Genomic DNA, 19,989 nt, shown 5'->3' with positions numbered 1-19,989 from the left:
GGCCGCGATGTCCGACGACGAGGGAGAGCCCAGGGCGCTGGAGGGCCTTCCGGAGCAGGATCGAAGCCCGTCGGAGCTCAGACGGCTCCAGGAGCAGGTGCGGGAACTCCGGCGGATGTTCAACGACCAGTTCAGACCACCGAACACAGCCCACGGAGGGGACGCGTTCGGCGGAGACAAGGTCACAGGCGACAAGCACATCCACATGGCCGAGGGGAAGGACTCGTGGCAGCTCGCCCCTGTCCCCCCGGAACGCTGGGACGACATCAGGCTGCGGTTCGCCGGTACCGCGTCCAAGGAAGCACTGGTCCACCGTCTCGACAACGAGCCCGTCGCCGTACTGCAAGGACTGCCGGGAACGGGGCGTACGACCACCGCCCTGGCAGCGTTGGCTCACCGATGTCATGAGCTGCGGATGATCCGCTCGACAGAGCCGCCCACCCTGCTAGACAAGGGGAAGCTCAGCCCTGGGCATGGATATCTGTACAAGGCGTCCGGGCAGAGCTGGGCCAAGCGCCTCACAGAGGTGGACCTTCTGGGGTGCCGGGACATGCTCAAGGAGCTCGATGCCCGGATGGTCATCGTGGTGGGTCAGGATTCGGACACGAGCGAGGTGTCGGAGCTCGTCACCGACCATCAGCGGCCAGACCCGTGTGACGTGCTGGCCCGTCAGCTGGGCCACCGGCTTGCCGGAGGACCGCACGACCCCACAGAGGTCCTGGGCCGGATTCCAGCAGAACCGACCAGCCCGCGGGACGCCAGGGAATTGGCCGTCAGGCTGGCCGCCGCGCTGCGATCGGGCGGATCGGTCGAGGACGTCTGCAGCGACCGTCCGGACCCATGGCGACATGAGGCGCGCGCCGTGCTCCATCAGGAGGACGACCAGCGGGACCTTGGACGCCGGGCCTTCGTGATCGCGGGGGCCGTGCTGGACGGGCAGCCCACGGTTCAGGTCTGCCGCGCGGCCTACGACCTCGCCGGGCGGCTTTTCGAGGTCGAGAAACAGAAGGAGGACGCGAAGCTGGGCATGCTTCCCTTCGCGGCCATGCTCGATGACTGGCTTCAGCACGCCCGCGAGCAACGGCCCCACATCGTGCAGGAGGTGGACCGGAGGCTGTCGTTCCGGGCGAAGTTCGCCCCCGCGGTCCTGGACGCGCTCTGGCTCGACTACGTGGTCGCGCACCAAGCGCTGCTCGACTGGCTGTCGCGGTTGGCCCGCGACAACGACCCGCTGGTGCGGCTGAAAGCGGCCCAGACCGTGGGGCGGTTCGCCGCCTACGATTTCGACTTCGTCTACGAGCATTGCATCGCCGGATGGGCCGCCAGCCGTTTCGAGGCGCTGCACATGGCCGCCGCATGGGCACTGGAGGCGGTCGTCGCCGAATGCCCTCAGCGGCATGACCGTGTAGCGGGCCTTCTCCGAACGTGGTTGCAGCAGGCACGGCCGGAAGAAATCGCCCGGCAGTCGACCGCCGTCCGGCTGCTCGGCACACTGCTCGGCGAGCAGGCCGCCGGACAGGCCATGGAGGCGCTGAAGTCGATCGCCCGCCGCCATCCCGACGCCCTGAACCCTGCCATCCGCGACACCGTGGTGGAGTTGTACGCGAGCGGCTCCACCCGTGTGGTGCTCAGCCATCTGCTCAGCTGGGCGCGATCGGAGTCACGGGAGCTGGGCAGGCTAGTGGCCGCGTGCCTGACGAAAGTCGCACAGCTGACGCACGGCGGGCGACCCCGCATCCTCGCGCATTACGAGGAGGATCCCGCGCTCGTCGGGGAGCTGTGGCGTCAGGTCCTGCTCTCCCAATACTGCGGACAGGATCCCTGGAATGCCCTGCGCGGCTGGGCGAAAGACGGCACTCGCTTCGACGCGCTGCGGGACGACCTCCATGCGGAACCGGGGTTACGTCCACGCATGCGGTTCTACGGCCTTCTCTCGAAGGAGTTCATGAAATGAGCACGGTTCGCATGAACTGCGGCAACCACGGCCCTGTCGATAGAGTTCCTACCTACCTCAGTCTCGGTACTCGCCTGCGGCGATGGTTACAGCGTTCCGGAGGTGCGTTCCGGGCGGTGCACCATCCGGGCGCCTTCCATCTCGTTGTTCCAGCGAAGGGCGATGGCTACACCTTTTCGGTCACCGTCCATTTCACCTGGTGCGTGACCGGACACGAGTATCCGGAAGTGCTCGCGGCGCGTACCGAAGAGCACCAGTTCATTGTGAAAGAGCGCCTGGCCACACAGGTACGGGCGGTGTCGCGTGACTTCGCCCCGTACGAGGCGGGCGAGGCGGAGAAGCACTTCGACCAGGTGGCCGCGACCCTCTTCGCCGTTACCAGGCTGGAATTCCTCTCGGGAGACCAGACCGACGGGGAAGCGCGCCCCATCGATCACCGGACGATCGTGGCCTTGGACAAATCCGTGCGGGACGTCCAGCGCGAAGCGTGGATTAAGCGGCAGAACGCAGCTAACGAGCATGACCTCGCGCGCCGGCTCGTAATGTATTTCGGTGACCGCCGCCTGTTGTGGCAGCAGTTCCTCAAGAGCGGGCAGAGTGAATGGCTGACCCCGTACGCCGTCGCACTGGCAGAGAACCCGGACGCGGTGGCCGAGGTCGTCGAGCGGATGGCGAAGGACCGGCGTGTCGAGGCCAAGGAGCTCGCCGATCACGTGGCGGACCAGGTACGGCAGTACGAAGCGCGCGACGCCTTCGACCTGATGATGCAGAACGACCTTGTCCTGCGCCATCTCATGGAGCTGATCGGGGTGCCCGGCATCCCCCCGCCCGCGCCCCCGCCCTTCGACGAGCCAGGGGCAAGTCGATGAATTCCGCGGGCGCCGCTGGCCTTTACCTGTTGCCTCCAACGTGAAGGCCCCGTCCCTCCCCAACACCACCAGATCCTTCCGTGTCACCCCCGAGACCGGGTCCCCTCCCCTCCAGGACTGGGATGGCTCGGTGGGCCGCCGCGCGGCCCACCGGGCCGTGGGTCACGGTGTGGTGCCGCGGAAGGTGTGGGTGCCGGAGCCGACCGCGGCGGGCCGGCCGGCGCAAGCCGTCACTCCGCGCGCAGGTCGGCGAGGTCGACGATCTCGGCGAGGTCGTCGACGGACCGGTAGTAGCCGCGCCCCACGGGGGCTCCGTTCCGCGTCACGAGGAACGCACTGGTTCCCCGGACTCCGGCGAACTCCGCCCACACCCGGTGCGCCCCCGTCAGCCGCACCGCCGTCACCCGAAGCCCGCCCGGCCCCGTCCAGCTCCTCCGATCATCCCCCATATACGGAACGTTACAGAGCGTTACTCTCCGCAACGAAAGCGGGGCCGGTTGCCGCGGGACGGCCGATGACCGATCATGACCCGGTGACCGACTCCCCGGACCGGGCCGCCGCGGCACTCGACCCCGGCTCCCCCAACGTGGCCCGGATGTACGACCACTGGCTCGGCGGCAAGGACAACTTCGCCGCCGACCGGGAGGCTGCCGAGCGCGTCGTGGAGATCTCCGCGGGGCGGGTCGTCCGGGGCGTCCGGCTGAACCGGGCCTTCCTCGGCCGGGCGGTGCGGGATGCCGCCGCGGCCGGGATCCGCCAGTTCCTCGACCTCGGGTCGGGGCTGCCGACCCGGGAGAACGTGCACGAGGCGGCGGCGCTCGCCCGCCCGGACGCCCGGGTCGTGTACGTCGACAACGATCCCGTCGTGTGCGCGCACGGCCGCGCCCTTCTCGCGGGGACCGGCGACGTCGGGTTCGCGGCGGCGGACCTTCGGCGCCCGGACGACGTCCTCGGCGATCCCGCCGTCCGCGACCTGATCGACTTCTCCGAGCCGGTCGCGCTGCTGCTGGTGTCGGTCCTGCATTTCGTGGCCGACGAGGACGACCCCGGCGCCCTGGTCGCCCGCTACCGGGACGCGCTGGCGCCCGGCAGCCGGCTGATCCTCTCCCACCTGGCGACGGACGCGTTCCCGGACGAGATGGCGGAGGCCGAGAAGGTGTACGAGGGCGCCAGCGCACGCCTCGGCGCCCGCCCCCGGGCCCGGATCCACACGTTCTTCGACGGCTTCGAGCTGCTGCGTCCGGGGCTCACCGGCCCCCGCGAATGGCTCGCCGGCGGCGCCGCGGCCGACGGCGAGCGGTTCGCCGGACTCGTGGGCGTGGGCGAGCTCCGCTGAGACCCGCCGCTAGGCCGTCTCGAAGGTGGCCGGGTCGGGGCCGACGCGGATGCCCTTGTCCAGCTCGCCGATGGCCTTCAGGTCGTCGGGCGACAGCTCGAAGCCGAAGACGTCGATGTTCTCGGCGATCCTGGCGGGCGTCACCGACTTCGGGATGACGATGTTCCCGACCTGCAGGTGCCAGCGGAGCGCGACCTGCGCCGGGGTGCGGCCGTGCTCCCGCGCGATGCGGCCGAGCGCCGGGTCGTCCAGGAGGCCGTGCCCCTGCCCGAGCGGCGCCCACGCCTCGGTGTGGATGCCGTGGTCGCGGTGGAAGGCGCGCAGCCCGTCCTGCTGGAAGTACGGATGGAGCTCGATCTGGTTGACCGCCGGGACGGGACCGGCCTCGACGATCCGCCGCAGCGTCTCGATCGTGAAGTTGGAGACGCCGATCGACCGGACGCGTCCGTCCTGCTTCAGCCTCTCCAGCGCCCGCCAGGTCTCCAGGTAGAGGCCCCGGCTCGGCGTCGGCCAGTGGATCAGATACAGGTCCAGATGGTCGAGGCCCAGGCGGGACAGGCTCGCGTCGCAGGCGCGCAGCGCGTTGTCGTAGCCCTGCTCGCTGTTCCACAGCTTGCTGGTGACGAACAACTCGTCTCGCGGGATGCCCGACGCGCGCAGCGCACGGCCGACGCCCTCCTCGTTCTGGTACGCGCTCGCCGTGTCGATGCTGCGATACCCGCTCTCCAGCGCGGCCGCCACCGCGTGCTCGGCCTCGTCGTTCCCGACCTGGAACACCCCGAAGCCGAGCTGCGGCATCGCGTTGCCGTCGATGAGATCAACGTTCGGTACGGTCACCGTGTCCGTCCTCCTTCATGGTGTGCAATCCGCCATCGTGCCCGCCAAACCGCCCCCCGAACATCCCCGTGCCCGATGAGTCCGGGCACCCGCGCCGGTCGGTACAGGTGAGGACCGATCGGGAAGAGGTGCCCCATGGCGACCGTCGTCACCGAGATGACCATGTCCCTGGACGGCTACGTGGCCGACCCCGGCGACGGGGTGGAGGATCTGTTCGGCTGGTACGGAAACGGCCCGGTGGAGGTCCCGACGGTGGGCGGCATGCCGCCGTTCCGCGTCTCCGCGCCGAGCGCCCGGCACATCCGCGAGACGATGGACGCCCTGGGCGCCGTCGTCACCGGCCGCCGCCTGTACGACATCACCCACGGCTGGGAGGGCCGCCACCCGTACGACGCCCCGGTCTGGCTCGTCACGCACGAGGCTCCCGACGACCCGCCGCCGGGCCTGACCGTCGTCACCGACGGCATCGAGAGGGCCGTCGCCGAGGCGTCCGCGGCGGCCGGCGACGGGCTGGTGAGCGTCGCCGGCGGCATCACCGCCCAGTCCTGCCTGGACGCGGGGCTGCTGGACGAGATCCGCATCGACCTCGTCCCCGTCCTCCTGGGTAAGGGCATCCCCTTCTTCGCCGGACCGTCCACGGCGCCCGTCCGGCTGAAGGACCCGTACCGCGTCATCGAGGGCACCGGCGTTACGCACTTGTACTACCGTCTTCGCTGACCGGCGTCATGTGCGGTTGCTCTGTAGGGTGTGCGAGCCTCGCAGACCCTCGATGTACACGTATTCGCCGTCGGTGTGCACGCCTTTCGTGCGGGCGCGGGCGCCGTCCCAGACGAGGCGGCCGTCGACGCGGACCTTGATCCGGGCGCCGAAGGTGGGCACTCCGGCACGGCCGACCGTCCGGCCGGGCGCCTTCAGCCGCGCGGTGTAGGCGCCGTCGGAGACCTTCCAGGACGCGGTGACCGCGCCGGCCGTCGTCGTGATGCGGCCCTGGGCGAACGTGAGGTCGGCCGGGTGCGGGACGAAGTCGAACGACCGTCCGCCCGTCCCGGTGGGGTTCAGGCCGAGGACGGAAAAGGTGAGAGCGGGTGTCGGACCGGTCGCCCAGGCGTGCGCGAGGCTCACGTAGGAGCTGCAGAAGACGCACCCGTCCCCGGGGTTGCGGAACGACTCCCAGAAGGTGCTTCCGGTCCCTTCCGGGTGATTCAGCATGTAGCCCCACTGGCGGCGGATGATGTCCACACCGGCCTGGTCGGCGGCCCGGCCGCCCGCGGCGAAGTGGGCGTTCACCTCCATCGATCCGGAGAAGACGCCCGGGTTGCCCTTGTTCTCGGGGGCGGTGGAGGTGATCTCGTTCCAGTTGCCCTTGAGGGACGTGCTGATGCGGCGGGCCTTCGCCTGGTCTGCCAGGCCGTACCAGACCGCGAGGGAGTTGCCGTCCTGCGGGTGGATCGTGGAGTCCGGGTAGAACCTGTACGCGCCGGTGGTCTCGTCCCAGAAGTTCGCGTCGACGGCGGTGCGGAGCGCGGCGGCCCGCTCGGCGTAGGACGCGGCCAGCGCCCTGTCGCCCTGTGTCCTGGCGAGGCGGGAGCCGGTGTCGAGGACGCGCCACATCAGCACGTTCGCGGTGAGGTTCTCGCCCTTGGCCAGGATCCGGACGGAGTCGGACGTGCCGGTGATGGACACCAGGCCCTTGTCGTCCATCTTCCCGGTGATGAAGTCGACGCCCTTCTTGTACCGGTCCCAGACGCCGGACAGCCAGCGCGCGTCGCCGGTGTACCGGTAGTAGTCCCAGCTCGCGGCGAGGGTCCACAGGTGGTAGGTGTCCGAGCCGAACTTGTCCAGCTCCGGCCCGGCGTAGGGCAGCTCGCCGGTGTCGCGCTGGTGCTGGTACACGGTGGTGAGCGCGTTGCGTGCGGACTCGGTGTCGCCGAACGCCGCGTAGGCGCTGGGGATCTCGATGCCGAGGTCGCCGGGCCAGACCGTCCGGTCGCGCTTGGCGCCGTCCACGAGGATGGTGTCGCCGACGCCGATGACGCCGGTGTTGTCCCACAGCGCCGCCGGCGGCTCCCAGATCCGGCCCGTCCTCGGGGAGACGGTGTTGAGCTGGACGGTGTAGGCGCCCGCGTACCAGATGCGGTTGAGCAGGTCGTCGCTGGAATAGAAGTGGTTCGCGTACTTCGACGGGTCCTTCATCGTCGGCGCGGGGGTGTAGTAGAGCGACACCTTGTCCAGGTCGACCCGGCCGTCCGACTCAAGGAAGACGGTCAGGTAGCGGAAGCCGCCGCGCAGCTGAGCCGCGGGCGCGGTGTAGGACGTGGCTCCGTCGACGTCCACGGACAGGGCGCCGTCGCGGCTTCGGGGGCCGCCGGTGGACGCGTCGCTCGTCGTGTCCACGTAGGTGGACGACTCGGAGAACGCGACGCCGACCTTCCGCGGGCCGTCCGACCCGGCGAAGCGCAGGGTGGGGAGGCCGCTGACCTCTTTGCCGAAGTCGAGCGTGACTGATGATCCGGCGCCGCTCAGGCGCGTCGCGCGGCCCTTCAGCACGGCGTCCGCATCGTCCACGGTCCCGCTGGTCTCGAACACCGACACCGGGTGGAGCGTCCGGGACGACGGGGAGAGGTTGTAGCGCTCCCACGGCGCCGGGACCCGGCCGGGTTCGGCCTGGGCGGTGCCGAGCGGGGCGGCCTGGGCCGCGACCAGCGCGGAGACGCCGAGAGCGACGGCGGCGACGCCGCGGCGCCTTCTGGATACGCTGCTGTGCATGGATTCCTCGCGTTTCCGGTCTTGTGCAGGACGTGGGACTGAGGGGTTCACCGTGCGGGAGGGCGGGCCAACGCCCTCCCGCACGCCTGTTCAGCGGATCACGGCCTCGGCGTAGGGCACGAGGCGCACGGGCCCGATCAGCCCGTACCTCTGGCGGGACGCGGTGCCGTACACGTCCGGGTCGGAGACGCGGAGCCGGTTGTTCAGCGTGGTGGCGACCTCGACCTCGATCGTGTTGGTGCCGCGCCGCAGGTACGGGCCGGCGTCCACGGTCGGGACGATCACGCTGACCGGGGGCAGGCGGCGGCCGTTGACCGTGACGCGGCAGGTGTCGAAGACCTCGCCGAGGTCGAGCAGGGCACCGCCGCCCGCCCAGGTCACGGTCGTGGTGTAGGTGCCGATGCCGGAGACGTCCGCGAGTTCGGGGATGTCCGGCCACGCCGTGAGCTCGTCCAGCGCGATGTCGTGCCGCCTCACTCCGTCCGGTGTCTTGTCCTCCACCCGGAGCCGCCAGGACGTGAGGGTCCGCGCCTCGGGCACCGCCCCGATCCTGGTCGTGACGGTGCGGCCTCCGGCGAGGGTGGTGGTGTACGTGCCGGCGGTGGTCGCGCGGGCGACGAGGCGGTGTCCCTCGACGCGGACCCGGACGTCCGACGCGGTGGCCGAGGGGGCGCGCCCGCCGCGCGCGAACATGATCACGGCGGCCTCGGACGGCTGGAGCGCCACCCGGAGCGTGACCCGGTCGCCGTCCTCGCGGTAGACGGCGACGCGCTCGGTCTCGCCCGTCCACAGGTTCAGCCGGTACGGGACGGCCTCGCGGTCGGCGCGGGTGAACGTCACGTCGTGGTCGATCGCGGCCACGGGCGGCTTGACCGTCTCGGCGTGCTTGCCGTTGCAGAGGTAGTAGTAGTCCGTGCGCCCGGCCTGCCGGTGGGCGGTGAGCAGGGTGGAGCTCTGCGCGTAGCCGACCGCGGGTCGCAGGCCGAGGTCGTCCAAGGCGCCGGGCACGTCCGCCTCCGCGGCGACGTTGCGGACGCGGGGCTGGGCGAACAGCTCCTGGAGGATCGCCCGCAACTGCTCGTTCTCGCCGTCCCGCGCGAGGCCAGGGACGGTCGCGGCCGACCAGTCGCCGAGGAAGACCAGCGGGAGGCCGGCCTTCGTCAGCTTCAGCATGGTCCGGGCGGTGGGAAGCGGCAGCGTGCACTCCTTGCCGGAGAAACGGTCGCCTTCCACGAACAGGACCTTGTAGGCGGGGCCGTCGGGCGCGAGCCGCCCGCCGGACACCCGCGCGGAGCGGAGTTCGAGGAGGGGCGCGCTGACGAACTGGTGCGTCCAGCCCAGCGGCACGCCGCTCGCCGTGAACCATCCGGCGCCGATGCCGGTCTTGCTGTAGCCCTTCTGCCGGAAGACGGCGACGTCGATGCGGCTCCTGCCGGCCTGCATGGCCTGGTGGACGCGCGACAGGTACCCGGCCACGTCCGGCACGTGCCGCCAGGTCGGCTGGCGCGGTCCCCACGACTCGGAGAACCCGATGCCGCCGTTGTAGGGGGTGAACGCCGCGAAGCCCGGCCACGCCGCGCCCGGTGCGGTCGCGTAGGAGAAGCCGTGCAGGACGGTCTGGTTGAGTCCGGCCGCGTAGGCGCCGCCCATGGTGCGCAGGAGCTTGCCCCAGGTGGTGTTGTAGGCGCCGCCCTGGTAGGCCCCCGCCTCGCAGGAGAGGATCTTCCGCCCGCCCATGTCGCGGCCTCCGGCGAGCGCGCGGTAGTCGTCCAGGTTCTTGAACCCGAGCGACTCTCCTTCCGGGACGTCCAGGATGGCGGAGGAGTGGATCGCGTCCGTCTCCAGCCCGTACGGCTGCGCGCGGTACTCAAGGCCGATCGAGTGCGCCCATTCGGCGATCGCCGCGAAGTGGTACTCGTTGAACAGGTCGGAGAGCGTCAGCCAGAAGTCGTGCCGGACGTGGGACGTGGTCGCCGCGTCGTAGGCGAACACGGTGTCCTCGTCGTGGCGGACGACCACCGGCAGGTACGGCATCAGGTCGTAGCCGCGGCGGCGCCTGAATTCGGCGGGCAGGTCCGGCGTCCAGTTCAGCGCGTCCGTCTCCAGCTCGATGGAGTCCTCGAACAGGGTCGCGCCCGCCCGCCTGATCAGCCTGCGGATGCCGCGGGTGAGCAGGCGCGCCTCCCAGAACGCGGTGACGGCGCGGGTGCCCGCCTTGCTGAAGTGGTCGACGACGTGGCCGTCCGGGGCGCTGTGCGGGCCGGACTCGGGCCGCTGCCCGCTGCCGCGCCGCCAATAGGCGAACAGCAGCCAGTCGCCGCCGTCCGGGGCCGTCCACGTGATCCGCTCCCCCGCGACGCTGCCGGTGAGGTCGGTGAACGACGCGGGGTCGAGGCCGGTCTCCTTGCGGGTGCCGTTCGCCGCGTCGATCCGCACGGCGTGGACGGCGACGAGGTGCCGTTCGATCACGCCGTCCCCGGGTGCGGCGACCGGATCCGGGAGAGGGCCGTCGTGGGTGGAGCCGCCCGCGACGGCGACCGTCCCGTAGGCGAGCTCCTGCACGGCGGCCTCGTCGTCCGCCGCGATCGTCGGGACGGCGGCCGGCCAGGCCGGGCCGATCGTCAGGTCGACGGTGATGCCGCGCCGGACGGCCTGGTCGAGCGCCGCCTCGACGCCGGCGTTCCAGGCGGGGGTGCCCCAGCCGTGCCCCGCGGGGTCGAGGACGGACTTGTCGCGGATGCTGTGGTGGACGGCGACGATCTCCGCGCCGCCGAACCCGGCGGCGGCGATCTGGTCGATCTCGCGCCGGATCTCCGCCGGGTCGACCAGGCCGTCCGGCCACCACCAGCGGAACCGGGGCCGCACCGCCGCGCCGGGGCGGGCGAACCCGCCCCCGCCCGGCCGCGGTGCCGCCTGGGCGGCCGCCCGGCCGCCGAGGGCGGGGGCGGCCGCCGCCACGGCCGCGGCGGCGGTGCCGGCCTGCAGCACGCGCCTGCGCGTGACCCCCTGCCCGATCAGATCCTCGTTCACCTATCTCCTCCTGATCACTGATGTGCGGCCGGAGCCGACCGGGCCGATGGTGAGGAGCCGGCCGGTGGCGTCGCGGCCCGTGGCGCGGGGGGCTCGGGCATGGGGTCCGGTGACGTGGAAGGCGCGCGGGTCGTCGTCGCCCAGCTCGACGACGATCCGGGCCGAGGTGTTGGGCGGCACGTCCACCTCCAGGCGGTGGCGGTGGTCCCGGTCGAGCGCGACCGAGACCGGGCCGCGGATCGTCGGAACGCGCCCGGAGATCCGGGTCAGGCCGCCGGGGCGCGGCCGGACCTCGATCTCGGCGGCGCCCGGCGCGGTGATCCGCACGCCGAGGACATGGCGCGGGACGACGTTCGCGGGCGCCGAGCCCCAGGCGTGCGAGAACGTCATGTTGGGCTTGAGGGAGGGGTCCCAGGCCTCGGCGGCGATGGTCGCGCCGAGGTCGTCCATCATGTGCAGCCAGGAGCTCGTGCCGCCGGCCGTCATCAGGCCGATCGCCGCCTCGGCCCGGCCGGTGGCGAACAGGGCGTCCAGGAGGAACTGCGCGCCGTAGACGCTGACCTTCATGCCGCCGTCCGCGAGCGTCCTGCCCAGGGCGCGGACGACGGGGTCGGGGACCGTGCCGGGCCCGGCCACGCCGAGCGCGACGGGGTACGCGGTGGCGTGCTGCGCGCTGTGCGTGGTGCCCGCGCCGTCCAAGAAGCGGCCGTTGGACGCGTCGAGCAGTCTCTCCCGCATCGCGGCGGCCAGCTTGCCGGCGCGTCCCCTCCAGGTCCGCGCGTCGGCGGTCTTGCCCAGGACGTCCGCGATGTCGGCCATGGCGGTGAACGCGGCGTACTGGCAGGCGTTCACCACTGTGTTGACCTCGGTGAAGACGTAGCCGTCCCGGTTGGACACCGGCCAGTCGACCAGGTCGGCGAAATCCGTGCTGGACGAGCCGGGGTCCTTGTGGACGAGGCCGTCGTCGCCGAGGTACGCCGTCAGGTGCTTGGCCGCGAGGATGTCGTAGTCGGCGGCGAGCTGCTCCGGGTCACCGGTGTGCAGGTAGTCCTGCCAGGCCGACATGACGTTCATCAGCCGGTACTCGGTGGGCCAGGTGTGGTTCCGCGCGAGATAGACGTCGGACGCCCGCGCCAGCGCGAAGGAACGCTGCACGCCGTACTCGGACGCCTGGTTGATGAGCGCGTCGCCTTCGTAGGGGCCGCGTTCGCGTGTCGGGGTGTCGGTGTAGAGGTCGCCGCGGGTCGCCTCGATCGAGTACCGGCACATCTCGTACACGCGGTCGAGGTCGGGGTCGGAGCTGGAGAACGACGCGTCGGAGTCGCGCCAGGCCGCCCGCCAGGCACGCCCGGTGACGGCGCGGGAGAGGTCGAGGTCGTCGTCGCAGATGAGCTGCGCGTACCGGAATCCCCGGTAGCCCCAGTGCTCGACGGTCTGGCGGCCGTCTCGCAGCGTCCAGGTCTCCTGGTAGGTGACGCCCGCGCGGAGCGCGTACCTGACCGTCCCGTCGGCGTTCAGTTCCTCGCCGAGCCGGACCTCGACGGTCTGCCCGGCCCTGCCGCGCACCGACAGGCGCAGGCCGCCCGCGATCTCCCGTCCGAGATCGACGAGCCAGGTCCCGGGCGAGACCCTCCGGACCGACGCGGGCTCGACGTCGTGCAGCCCGACCGGCTCGACCAGCGCGGGTTCGAGCCCCTCGATGGCGGGCCTGGCCGACGCCGGCCGCCAGTCGGCGTCGTCGAAGCCGGGGCTCGTCCAGCCGGCCGGCTCGTGCCGCAGGTCCCAGTACTCCTGGGGGCCGACGTAGAAGCTCGAACCGATCGTCCCGCCGTCGCGGAGCAGCCCGGCCTGGCGGCGCGCCCTCCACGACCGGCCGCTGCCGACGACGGTGGTCGTGCCGTCGGCGTAGGTGACGGCGAGCTGGGCGAGGAACCGCTTGTCCACGGTGGTGAAGGCGAGCGCCGCGAGGGCGTTGCGCCGTCCCGGCCTCAGCGCGCCCGTCACGTCGAACGAGTGGTAGCGCGGGGCCCCGGCCCCGCCGCGCATGGACGCGAACCCGGCCACCTCGCCGTTCACCCAGATCTTGGCCGGGTACTGGCGGATGGGCGCGGGCGACTGCGCGCAGACGTGGAGCACGGCGGCGATGATCCGCTTCCGCTCCAGCGTGAACTCGGTGCGGAGCAGGGCCCAGTCGTCGTCCGCCGAGCCCGCCGACGACAGCGTCGACTGCCCCTTGCCGAGCGTCAGGACGCCCCCGGCGACCGTGCCGGCGCCGAAGGTGCCGCGGCCGCCGGTGAAGTCCTCGTCGACGATCGCCGTGCCGTCCGGGGCGGTGAAGGTGACGCGGTCCCAGGCGTTCGCCTCGGTGGAGCCGTTGCGCATCCCGACCGTGCCCGTCCGGTGCGTGGCGTCGGTGGTGGTGTCGACCTCGGCGCCGTCGATGGACGTCCGGAACGTCGCGCCCGTCATCGAGACGGTCACGTCGTACCAGCGGCCCGTCTCGACGGGAGTGGAGAGCCGCTTCTCCTCCAGCACCCGGTAGGCGCCGTCGACGCACACGTGCTTCTTCAGCACGCCCGGCGATCCCGCGCGGAGCTGCCAGAGGTAGTTGGCGCTCGTCCCGGACGCCCGGAACCACAGGCTCGCCGCGACAGAGGTGATCTGCACCCGGGCCTTGAGGACGCCGTCGCCCGGAGCCGGCGCGGCCGGGGTCCAGATCGGCTCGGCCGTCCACGCGCCGACGCCCGTGGCCAGCAGGGCGGGCTCGGACCAGCGGGACGAGCGGTGCCCGTCGAACGTCCGGACGCGCCACCAGTAGGCGGTCTGCGGTTCCAGCGCCGGGCCGCCGTACGGCACGGCGACCGATCGGGCGGACGCGACCCGGCCGCTGTCCCACAGGCGCGGCCCGCGCTCCAGCCGGGCGGGAGTGGTGGCGAACTGGACCTGGTAGTGCGTCTGCCTCGTGCCGGGTCCGAGATCGGCGACCTGCCAGCTCAGCCTGGGCCCGGTCGCCGTGACGCCGAGCCCGGCGGGCAGCAGGGACGTGAGCAGCCCGGACGGTGTCCGCCCCCGCGCCGGAGACGCCGCCGGGGACGCCGCCGAGGCCGGGCCGGCGTCGCCGAGGACGACCGCGCCCGTCACACCGGCCGCCGACGCCCCCAGGAAGCGCCGCCGGCTCATCCCTCCGCTCACGAGCCGCTCCCCTCGAACGCCCAGTCGCCGGAGCCGACCTCGAAGACGGCGCGGCCGTCCTCGACGCCGACCCACCGGGCGTCCCGCGGCGCCTTCGGCCTCGCCGTCCCGCCGAGGAGCGGGAACTCGACCCGCGCCGTGGTGCCGGGCGGGACGGTGACGTCCAGGCGCACCTTCTTCCCGGTGCGGCGCCAGGACGTCGCGGCCTCCCCGCGCGGCGTCCGGTAGGTGGCGGCGGCGCGGGTGACGTCGCCGACGACGGCGGGACGGACGAGGAGCGTCTCGAAGGCGATCGAGTCGCCCGTCTGGCCGAGGCCGGCGAGCCCGGCGTGGAACCACTCGTCGATCGCGCCGAGCATGAAGTGGTTCTGGGAGTTGCCGGACGTGGGCCCGTCCCAGTTCTCGGTCAGCGACGTCGCGCCGTGGACGACCTGGTAGCCGTAGCTGGGGTTGCCGGTCTGCGTGGCGAACGCGTGGATCACGTCGTCGCGCCCGGCCGCGGACAGGACGTGGAACACCGACGGCAGGGCGATCTCGCCGACGGTCAGGTGGTAGCCCTTCGCCTCGATGGCGTGCACGAGGTGCGCGAGGACGGCGTCCCTCTTCCCGTCCGGGACGACGCCCATGTCGAGGGCGAACGCGTCGCACGCCTGGCTGCCCGAGCCGTAGGTGTCGCCGGTGGCGTACTCGGCGTTGAACGCCGCTCCGATGTCCCCGGCCAGCGCCTCGTACTTCGCCGCGTCCGCGTCCTCCCCGATGACCTTGGCGATCCGGGCGAGGGCGGACACGGCACGGTGGTAGCCGAACGTGGCGGTGACGCCCTTCGGGGTGCTGGTGTCGAAGGCGATCCAGTCGCCGAGGCCGTAGTCGAGGAGGTGCCCGTCCGCCTTGGCGGACAGGTAGTCCACGTAGCGGACCATGTTCGGGTAGTAGGTGCGCAGCGTCGCCACGTCCCCGTACGCGCGGTACATCTGCCAGGGCGCGAACACGATGACGTTGCCCCAGTTGGGGTCGTCCCTGAAGCCGCCGGAGAACACCGTGAACTCGGGGGCGATGTCGGGGACGAGCCCGTCCGGCGTCTGGGCCTCGGCGATGTCGCGGACGATCGCGCCGTAGTAGGCGTCGACGTCGTAGTTGCGGGCGACGGCGGGGAACACCAGGTTGGCCTGCTCCAGCCAGCCGAGCTTCTCCCGGTGCGGGCAGTCGGTGAGGACGGAGTACATGTTGCTCTGCACGGCCCGGTCGATGATCTTGTGGATGTCGTTGAGGAGCCCGTGCGAGCTGGTGAACGAGCCCGCCTTCTCGTTGGCGGCGCGCAGCACGATCCCGGTGACCGTGCCGTCGTCCGGCGCCGACGGCAGCCCTTCGAGCTGCAGGTAGCGGAACCCGTGGTAGACGAACCGCGGATGCCAGGTCTCGACGCCCTTGCCGGACAGCGTGTAGGTGTCCCAGATGGGCGAGCCGGTGGTGTGCTGGCTGACCGTCCCGTCGTCGTTGAGCAGCTCGCCGGGGCGCATCGTCACCTTCGTCCCGGCGGGCCCGCTGACGCGCAGCCGCGGCCAGCCGGCGATGTTGGTGCCGAGGTCGACGACGTACACGCCGTCCTTCGGCTCCGTGATCTTCTTCGTGCGCAGGGTGGCGACGGGGACGATCGGCGGTGCCGTGCGGGCGGCGAGCCGCGCGGTGGGCGACGCGACCGCGATCGCGTCCGTCCAGTCCCGCGGCGTGCGGCGGGCGTCGTGGTCCTCGCCGCCGTACCAGTTGGTGAACGTGGTGGCGCCGAGGGCCGTGCGCCAGGAGGCGCCGGACGCGATGACGTCGCGCGACCCGTCGGTGTAGGTGATCTCCAGTTGGCCGAGGAACGCGGGCTTGCCGTCCGACCGGGTCAGCTTCTCGTAGCGGCCGGGCGTCGGGGGCACGTGCGCCATCCCGGTGCCGAGCTCCGCCTGAACGGTGTTGCCGCCGTGATGCAGCAGCTCGGTCACGTCATAGGTCGAGTAGACCAGCCGTTCCTTGTACGCGCTGTAGGGCGGTTCCAGGACGGCGTCACTGACCGGGCGCCCGTTCACGGTGACGTCCAGGACGCCGAGGGCGGTGGCGTAGAGGCGTGCCGTGCGGACGCGCTTGCTCACCTTGAACTCGCGGGCGAAGACCGGAAGCGCTTCGGGCTGCCGGTGCAGCGGCGGAGGCGCCTCCTGGCCCGTGACCGTGGCGGCCGTGTCGAAGGCCTGCCCGTCGGTGGACGTCTGGACGGTGAAGTCCTCCGGGAAGTTGGCCGTCCTCCCGTCGTCGGTCGTCGCGTCCGTCCGCGGGTACAGCAGGATCCGGTCGAACCGCTGTTCCTGCCCCAGGTCGATCTGGATCCAGATGGGCTCCGTGAGGGCCTGGTCCTTGCGCTCCAGGCTCGTGTAGCCGAACGGGGCGGCGTCGCTGGTGAGCGACCCGTCCGTGACGGCCTTCGGCTCCCACTGGCCGGGGACGGTGTAGCTCTCCGACGCGGTGACGGGCGCCTTCGACGCCAGGTTCGCGCCGGACGTCCCGTCCTGCACCTGGACCTCGGCGAGCTGGAGCCGCGACACCTTGTACGGCCAGCCCTCCTGGAGCGGCAGCCCGAGCCGGGTCACGTTCAGCCGCACGTACCGGGCGGAACGGGCGGGGAACGCGACCGTGGCCGGTGCCGGCTCCGGGTCGGACGACCACGCGGGGTTCCCGATCCACCGGGCCGTCCAGTCGGCGGCTCCGAGCAGGCCCATCTCGAAGTGGGACGGCTCGCTCCACGCGGACGCGCGGCCCTGCCCGTCCCACACCCGGACCTGCCAGGACGCCCGCTCCCGGGACTTCAGCGCGCGTCCCGCGTACACGGCCGACACGGCGCCGCCGGCGACCTTGCCGGAGTCCCACAGGTCGGGCCGGCCCAACCGGGCGTCCGTGGTCGCGACCCGCACCTGGTAGGCGGACTGGACGGCGTTGCGCGGCCCGGCGGCGAACCGCCAGCTCAGGGTCGGCTTCGTGGCGTCGATCCCGAGGGGGGACCGCAGGTGGTCGACCCGCAGGTCGGCGGGGCGCAGCGTCCGGGCCCCGCCCGCCGCGGGGGCGGCCGACGCGGGCGAGGCGACGGCGCCGCTCGCCGTGACCGCCGCCGCGGCGACCCCGCCCGCCTGGACGAACCTTCTTCTCGACAGTTCGGTCATAGGTGGCTCCTCAGAGGTGGTCAGAGCGGAAGGTGAGGTGGCCGGAGCCGGCTTCGAAGACGGCGTAGCCGTCCTTCATCCCGATGAGGCGGGCACCGCCCCGCTCCTGACCGCGGGGTCCGGACACGCGCACGTCGCGGGCGGACCGGGCCGGGACGTGGATCTCGGCGCGGACGTTGACCGGGACGTCCACGGACAGGGCGAAGCCGTGCCCGGCCCGCGTCCAGGTGACGCCGACGTCGCCGCGCTGCAGCGGGACGGTGCCGGACGCGCGGTCCAGCCCGGTCAGCGGCGGCTTGATCCGGACGGCGGCCGACGCCGGGGCCGTCACGGTGACGCCGAGCAGGGTGCGCTGCACCTCCACGAGCGACGTGGCGCCCCACGGATGGGAGAAGCTCTGCCCGGTCTCGGGCGCGTCCCACGACTCCCACGTGAACGTGCCGCCCCGCGCGAGGATGTTGCCCCAGCCGGGCCCCTTCGTATCGGTGAGGCGGGCGACGACGTCCCGCGGCCGGTCGGCGAGCGCCTCCAGCAGGCGGTGCGCGGTCATCGGCCCCATCTGCAGCCCGAGCCCGGCGATGTACGACTCGACCTTGTCGCGGGCGCCGGCGGGTGCGACGCCGTAGGCGAGCGCGTAGGCGTTGGCGATCTGGGAGGCGTGCGTGCTCTGGGCGCCGTCGCTCTTCAGGCCGTCGATGTAGACGCCGTCGGGACGCCGGAGCCGGGCGTTGATGTTGCCGGTGAGGACGCCGGCGTCCCTGCGCAGGGCGGCCGCGTCACCGCTCTTGCCGAGCGTCTCGGCGGCGCGGGCGGTGGCGTTCAGGACGTCCACGCCGAGGACGTTGACGACGGTCCGGGCGGCGGTGTCCATGTCGTGCCCGTAGCGCATGGTGGCGGGCCAGTCGATGATGCCGTACTGGTACTGCCCGGAGCCGCCCTCCAGGTTGGTGACGAGGCCCGTCCCCTCGTCGATGTAGCGGCGGACGTAGCCGGCGACCGCGGTCATCACCGGGTACGCCTCCGCCAGCGTGGACGCGTCGCCGGACTGCTCGTAGTAGTCCCACACCCAGCCGGGGAACATCTCGGTGTAGTCGGGGATGTCGCGCTTGCCGTCGCCGTTCGGGTAGACGGCGTTGAGGCGGCCGTCCGGCCAGTACCGCGCCTGCGACGCCATGAACTCGCGGATCGCCTGCCGGCTCAGCCGCCGCTCCCCGTAGGCGCCCATCATCGCCTTCGAGGTGTCGACCGAGTCGCCGAGGAACTGGCCCTTCTCCCGGGTGGGCGTGTCGACGAACTGGGTCTGCGACCCGTACAGCGCCGACCGCGCCATGAGGTCGTAGACCGCGTTCACGCCCGCGTTCGACGTGCGGAGGCCGCCCTCGCGCGTCACCTCGTTGTGCTGGACGACCGCGGAGATGTCGCCCGCCTCCGCGCCGGAGCCGGGCGCGATCTCCAGGTAGCGGAACCCGACGTAGGTCAGCGGCCGGAACGTCTGGTCGCCGTCGCGCTGGGTGTAGCCGAAGCCGAGGTCGGTGTCCTGGTTGTCGTCTTTGGACCGGGAGACCGTCCCGTCGGCGTTGAGCACGTAGGAGGCGTGCATGCCGACGTGCCGTCCGGCGGCGCCGTCGCGGAACCGCACCACGGGCACGGCCGGGATCACCTTCCCGAAGTCGGCGACCAGCGCCCCCGACTCCAGCCGCGTGACCTTCGCAGGCTTGACCGTCTGGTAGGCGAGCGCGGTCTCCTGGCCGGTCAGGTGCTTGAAGACGGGCGTCGGATGGGCGCCGACGGCCTGCGCGTCCTCCCAGGAGGAGGCGTCGTAGCCGGGCTCGTCCCAGCCGAGCCGGGCGGCGGTGCCGTCGATGTCCTCGATGTAGTCGCCGGCGTCGCCGTTGCGCTTCGGCGCTTGCTTCCAGGGTCCGCGCGCCACCTTCCACGACCCGTCGGTGACGACGACCTGCCGCGTCCCGTCGGCGTGGTCGATGACCAGCCGGAGGAGCAGGCCCGGTTCGCCCTTCGGGCGTCCCTGCCCCGACCCGTACCAGTGGTAGAGCGCGCCGATCGTCGCCGGCCGCCCGGCCTTCAGCCTGGACGTGACGTCGACCGTCCTGTAGTAGCCGTCGTCGGGGTATTCGAAGGCGGGGCCGTGGTCGACTGTCTCGCCGTTCAGGTGGAGCGCGTACTGCTGGCCGGCCGCGATGTGCACGCGGGCGCGCACCACCTTGGACCGTCCCACCGTGAAGTCCTTGCGGGCGAGGGTGTAGTCGTCGGCCTCCGCGGTGGTGCGCCGGATCCAGGTGGCCTGCCAGTCCTCGTCGGCGATCCCGGTGTCGAAGGTGGAGGGCCGCGCCCACGGAGAGCGCTTTCCCGTCCTGTCCCAGGTACGGACCGTCCAGGTGTAGGACGTCTCCGGTGCCAGCGCCGACCCCGCGTACTTCACGTACTCCTGGCTGCCCGACCGGACGCGCCGGCTGTCCCAGACCGTCCTGCCGGACGGGTCCCGCACGACGATCTCGTAGGCGCTCTGCACCTCTCCCGGGTCCCGGTCACGGGGCGTCCACCCGAACAGCGGCGCGCCCTCGACGTTCAGCGGCCGGGCCTGGTCCCCCACGGTCAGCCCGGCCGGGGACAGGGGCGCGTGCCCGGCCCGCAGCGCGGCCTGCGCGGTGCCCGGCAGCCCGGTGACGGCCGCCGCCGTCACGGCGGCGACGGCGACCAGGACGGGACGGAAACCGGCGGAACGGGTCATGTCACGGCGTTTCACGAAGATCGACCTCCAGTTCGTTGATGCGGTCTGCGGTACCTGCCGGAACC

The 19,989-nt window shown here is 72.1% G+C and carries 11 protein-coding genes; 4 read left to right on the top strand and 7 right to left on the bottom strand.

What is annotated here, in order from left to right; genetic code table 11:
* Positions 1–7 precede the first annotated feature (7 nt).
* Both BM339_RS09360 and BM339_RS09355 read left to right on the top strand, forming a co-directional pair.
* The gene (locus BM339_RS09360; protein WP_075020534.1) at positions 8–1,954 is read left to right on the top strand and encodes a hypothetical protein; all 1,947 of its coding nucleotides are present in this window, start codon (positions 8–10) and stop codon (positions 1,952–1,954) included.
* A complete protein-coding gene (locus BM339_RS09355; RefSeq protein ID WP_143118328.1) occupies positions 1,951–2,823 on the top strand; it encodes a hypothetical protein in 873 nt (290 codons plus the stop codon). Before BM339_RS09360 ends, BM339_RS09355 begins: the two co-directional genes overlap by 4 nt.
* Before the next feature lie 230 nt (positions 2,824–3,053).
* On the opposite strand, the gene BM339_RS48540 is transcribed toward BM339_RS09355, so the two are convergent.
* The gene (locus tag BM339_RS48540) at positions 3,054–3,272 is read right to left on the bottom strand and encodes a hypothetical protein (RefSeq protein WP_143118327.1); all 219 of its coding nucleotides are present in this window, start codon (positions 3,270–3,272) and stop codon (positions 3,054–3,056) included.
* Between the two features lie 83 nt (positions 3,273–3,355).
* On the opposite strand from BM339_RS48540, the gene BM339_RS09350 reads away from it, so the two are divergent.
* Entirely contained in the window at positions 3,356–4,159 is an 804-nt protein-coding gene (locus BM339_RS09350; protein ID WP_033332166.1) for an SAM-dependent methyltransferase, read from the top strand.
* A 9-nt stretch (positions 4,160–4,168) separates the two neighbouring features.
* Here BM339_RS09350 and BM339_RS09345 read toward each other — a convergent pair whose 3' ends face one another.
* A complete protein-coding gene (locus BM339_RS09345) occupies positions 4,169–4,957 on the bottom strand; it encodes an aldo/keto reductase (protein ID WP_075020638.1) in 789 nt (262 codons plus the stop codon).
* 174 nt (positions 4,958–5,131) lie between these two features.
* Between BM339_RS09345 and BM339_RS09340 the strand changes: the two genes are divergently transcribed.
* A complete protein-coding gene (locus tag BM339_RS09340) occupies positions 5,132–5,713 on the top strand; it encodes a dihydrofolate reductase family protein (RefSeq protein ID WP_021598861.1) in 582 nt (193 codons plus the stop codon).
* A 6-nt stretch (positions 5,714–5,719) separates the two neighbouring features.
* On the opposite strand, the gene BM339_RS09335 is transcribed toward BM339_RS09340, so the two are convergent.
* From BM339_RS09335 to BM339_RS09315, 5 genes are all read right to left on the bottom strand, one after another.
* Positions 5,720–7,762, bottom strand: a complete 2,043-nt coding sequence (locus tag BM339_RS09335; RefSeq protein ID WP_075020532.1) for an alpha-L-rhamnosidase-related protein — start codon at positions 7,760–7,762, stop codon at positions 5,720–5,722.
* Between the two features lie 90 nt (positions 7,763–7,852).
* The gene (locus tag BM339_RS09330) at positions 7,853–10,792 is read right to left on the bottom strand and encodes a glycosyl hydrolase (RefSeq protein ID WP_075020531.1); all 2,940 of its coding nucleotides are present in this window, start codon (positions 10,790–10,792) and stop codon (positions 7,853–7,855) included.
* On the bottom strand, positions 10,793–13,984 hold the full coding sequence (locus tag BM339_RS09325; RefSeq protein ID WP_075020530.1) for a family 78 glycoside hydrolase catalytic domain: 3,192 nt from the start codon (positions 13,982–13,984) through the stop codon (positions 10,793–10,795). It abuts the gene before it with no gap.
* Positions 13,981–17,175 (bottom strand): family 78 glycoside hydrolase catalytic domain, encoded by a 3,195-nt coding sequence (locus BM339_RS09320; RefSeq protein WP_075020529.1) that lies wholly within the window; start codon positions 17,173–17,175, stop codon positions 13,981–13,983. Before BM339_RS09320 ends, BM339_RS09325 begins: the two co-directional genes overlap by 4 nt.
* Before the next feature lie 10 nt (positions 17,176–17,185).
* Positions 17,186–19,924 (bottom strand): family 78 glycoside hydrolase catalytic domain, encoded by a 2,739-nt coding sequence (locus BM339_RS09315; RefSeq protein WP_075020528.1) that lies wholly within the window; start codon positions 19,922–19,924, stop codon positions 17,186–17,188.
* Between the last annotated feature and the right edge of the window lie 65 nt (positions 19,925–19,989).

Source organism: Actinomadura madurae (assembly GCF_900115095.1).
GTDB lineage: Bacteria > Actinomycetota > Actinomycetes > Streptosporangiales > Streptosporangiaceae > Spirillospora > Spirillospora madurae.
This window is presented reverse-complemented; position numbering and strand designations above follow the sequence as displayed.

Coding starts and splice junctions, on each gene's coding strand:
- BM339_RS09360 (WP_075020534.1), top strand. CDS start 8: ATGTCCGACGACGAGGGAGAGCCCAGGGCGCTGGAGGGCCTTCCGGAG.
- BM339_RS09355 (WP_143118328.1), top strand. CDS start 1,951: ATGAGCACGGTTCGCATGAACTGCGGCAACCACGGCCCTGTCGATAGA.
- BM339_RS48540 (WP_143118327.1), bottom strand. CDS start 3,272: ATGGGGGATGATCGGAGGAGCTGGACGGGGCCGGGCGGGCTTCGGGTG.
- BM339_RS09345 (WP_075020638.1), bottom strand. CDS start 4,957: ATGCCGCAGCTCGGCTTCGGGGTGTTCCAGGTCGGGAACGACGAGGCC.
- BM339_RS09340 (WP_021598861.1), top strand. CDS start 5,132: ATGGCGACCGTCGTCACCGAGATGACCATGTCCCTGGACGGCTACGTG.
- BM339_RS09335 (WP_075020532.1), bottom strand. CDS start 7,762: ATGCACAGCAGCGTATCCAGAAGGCGCCGCGGCGTCGCCGCCGTCGCT.
- BM339_RS09320 (WP_075020529.1), bottom strand. CDS start 17,175: ATGACCGAACTGTCGAGAAGAAGGTTCGTCCAGGCGGGCGGGGTCGCC.
- BM339_RS09315 (WP_075020528.1), bottom strand. CDS start 19,924: ATGACCCGTTCCGCCGGTTTCCGTCCCGTCCTGGTCGCCGTCGCCGCC.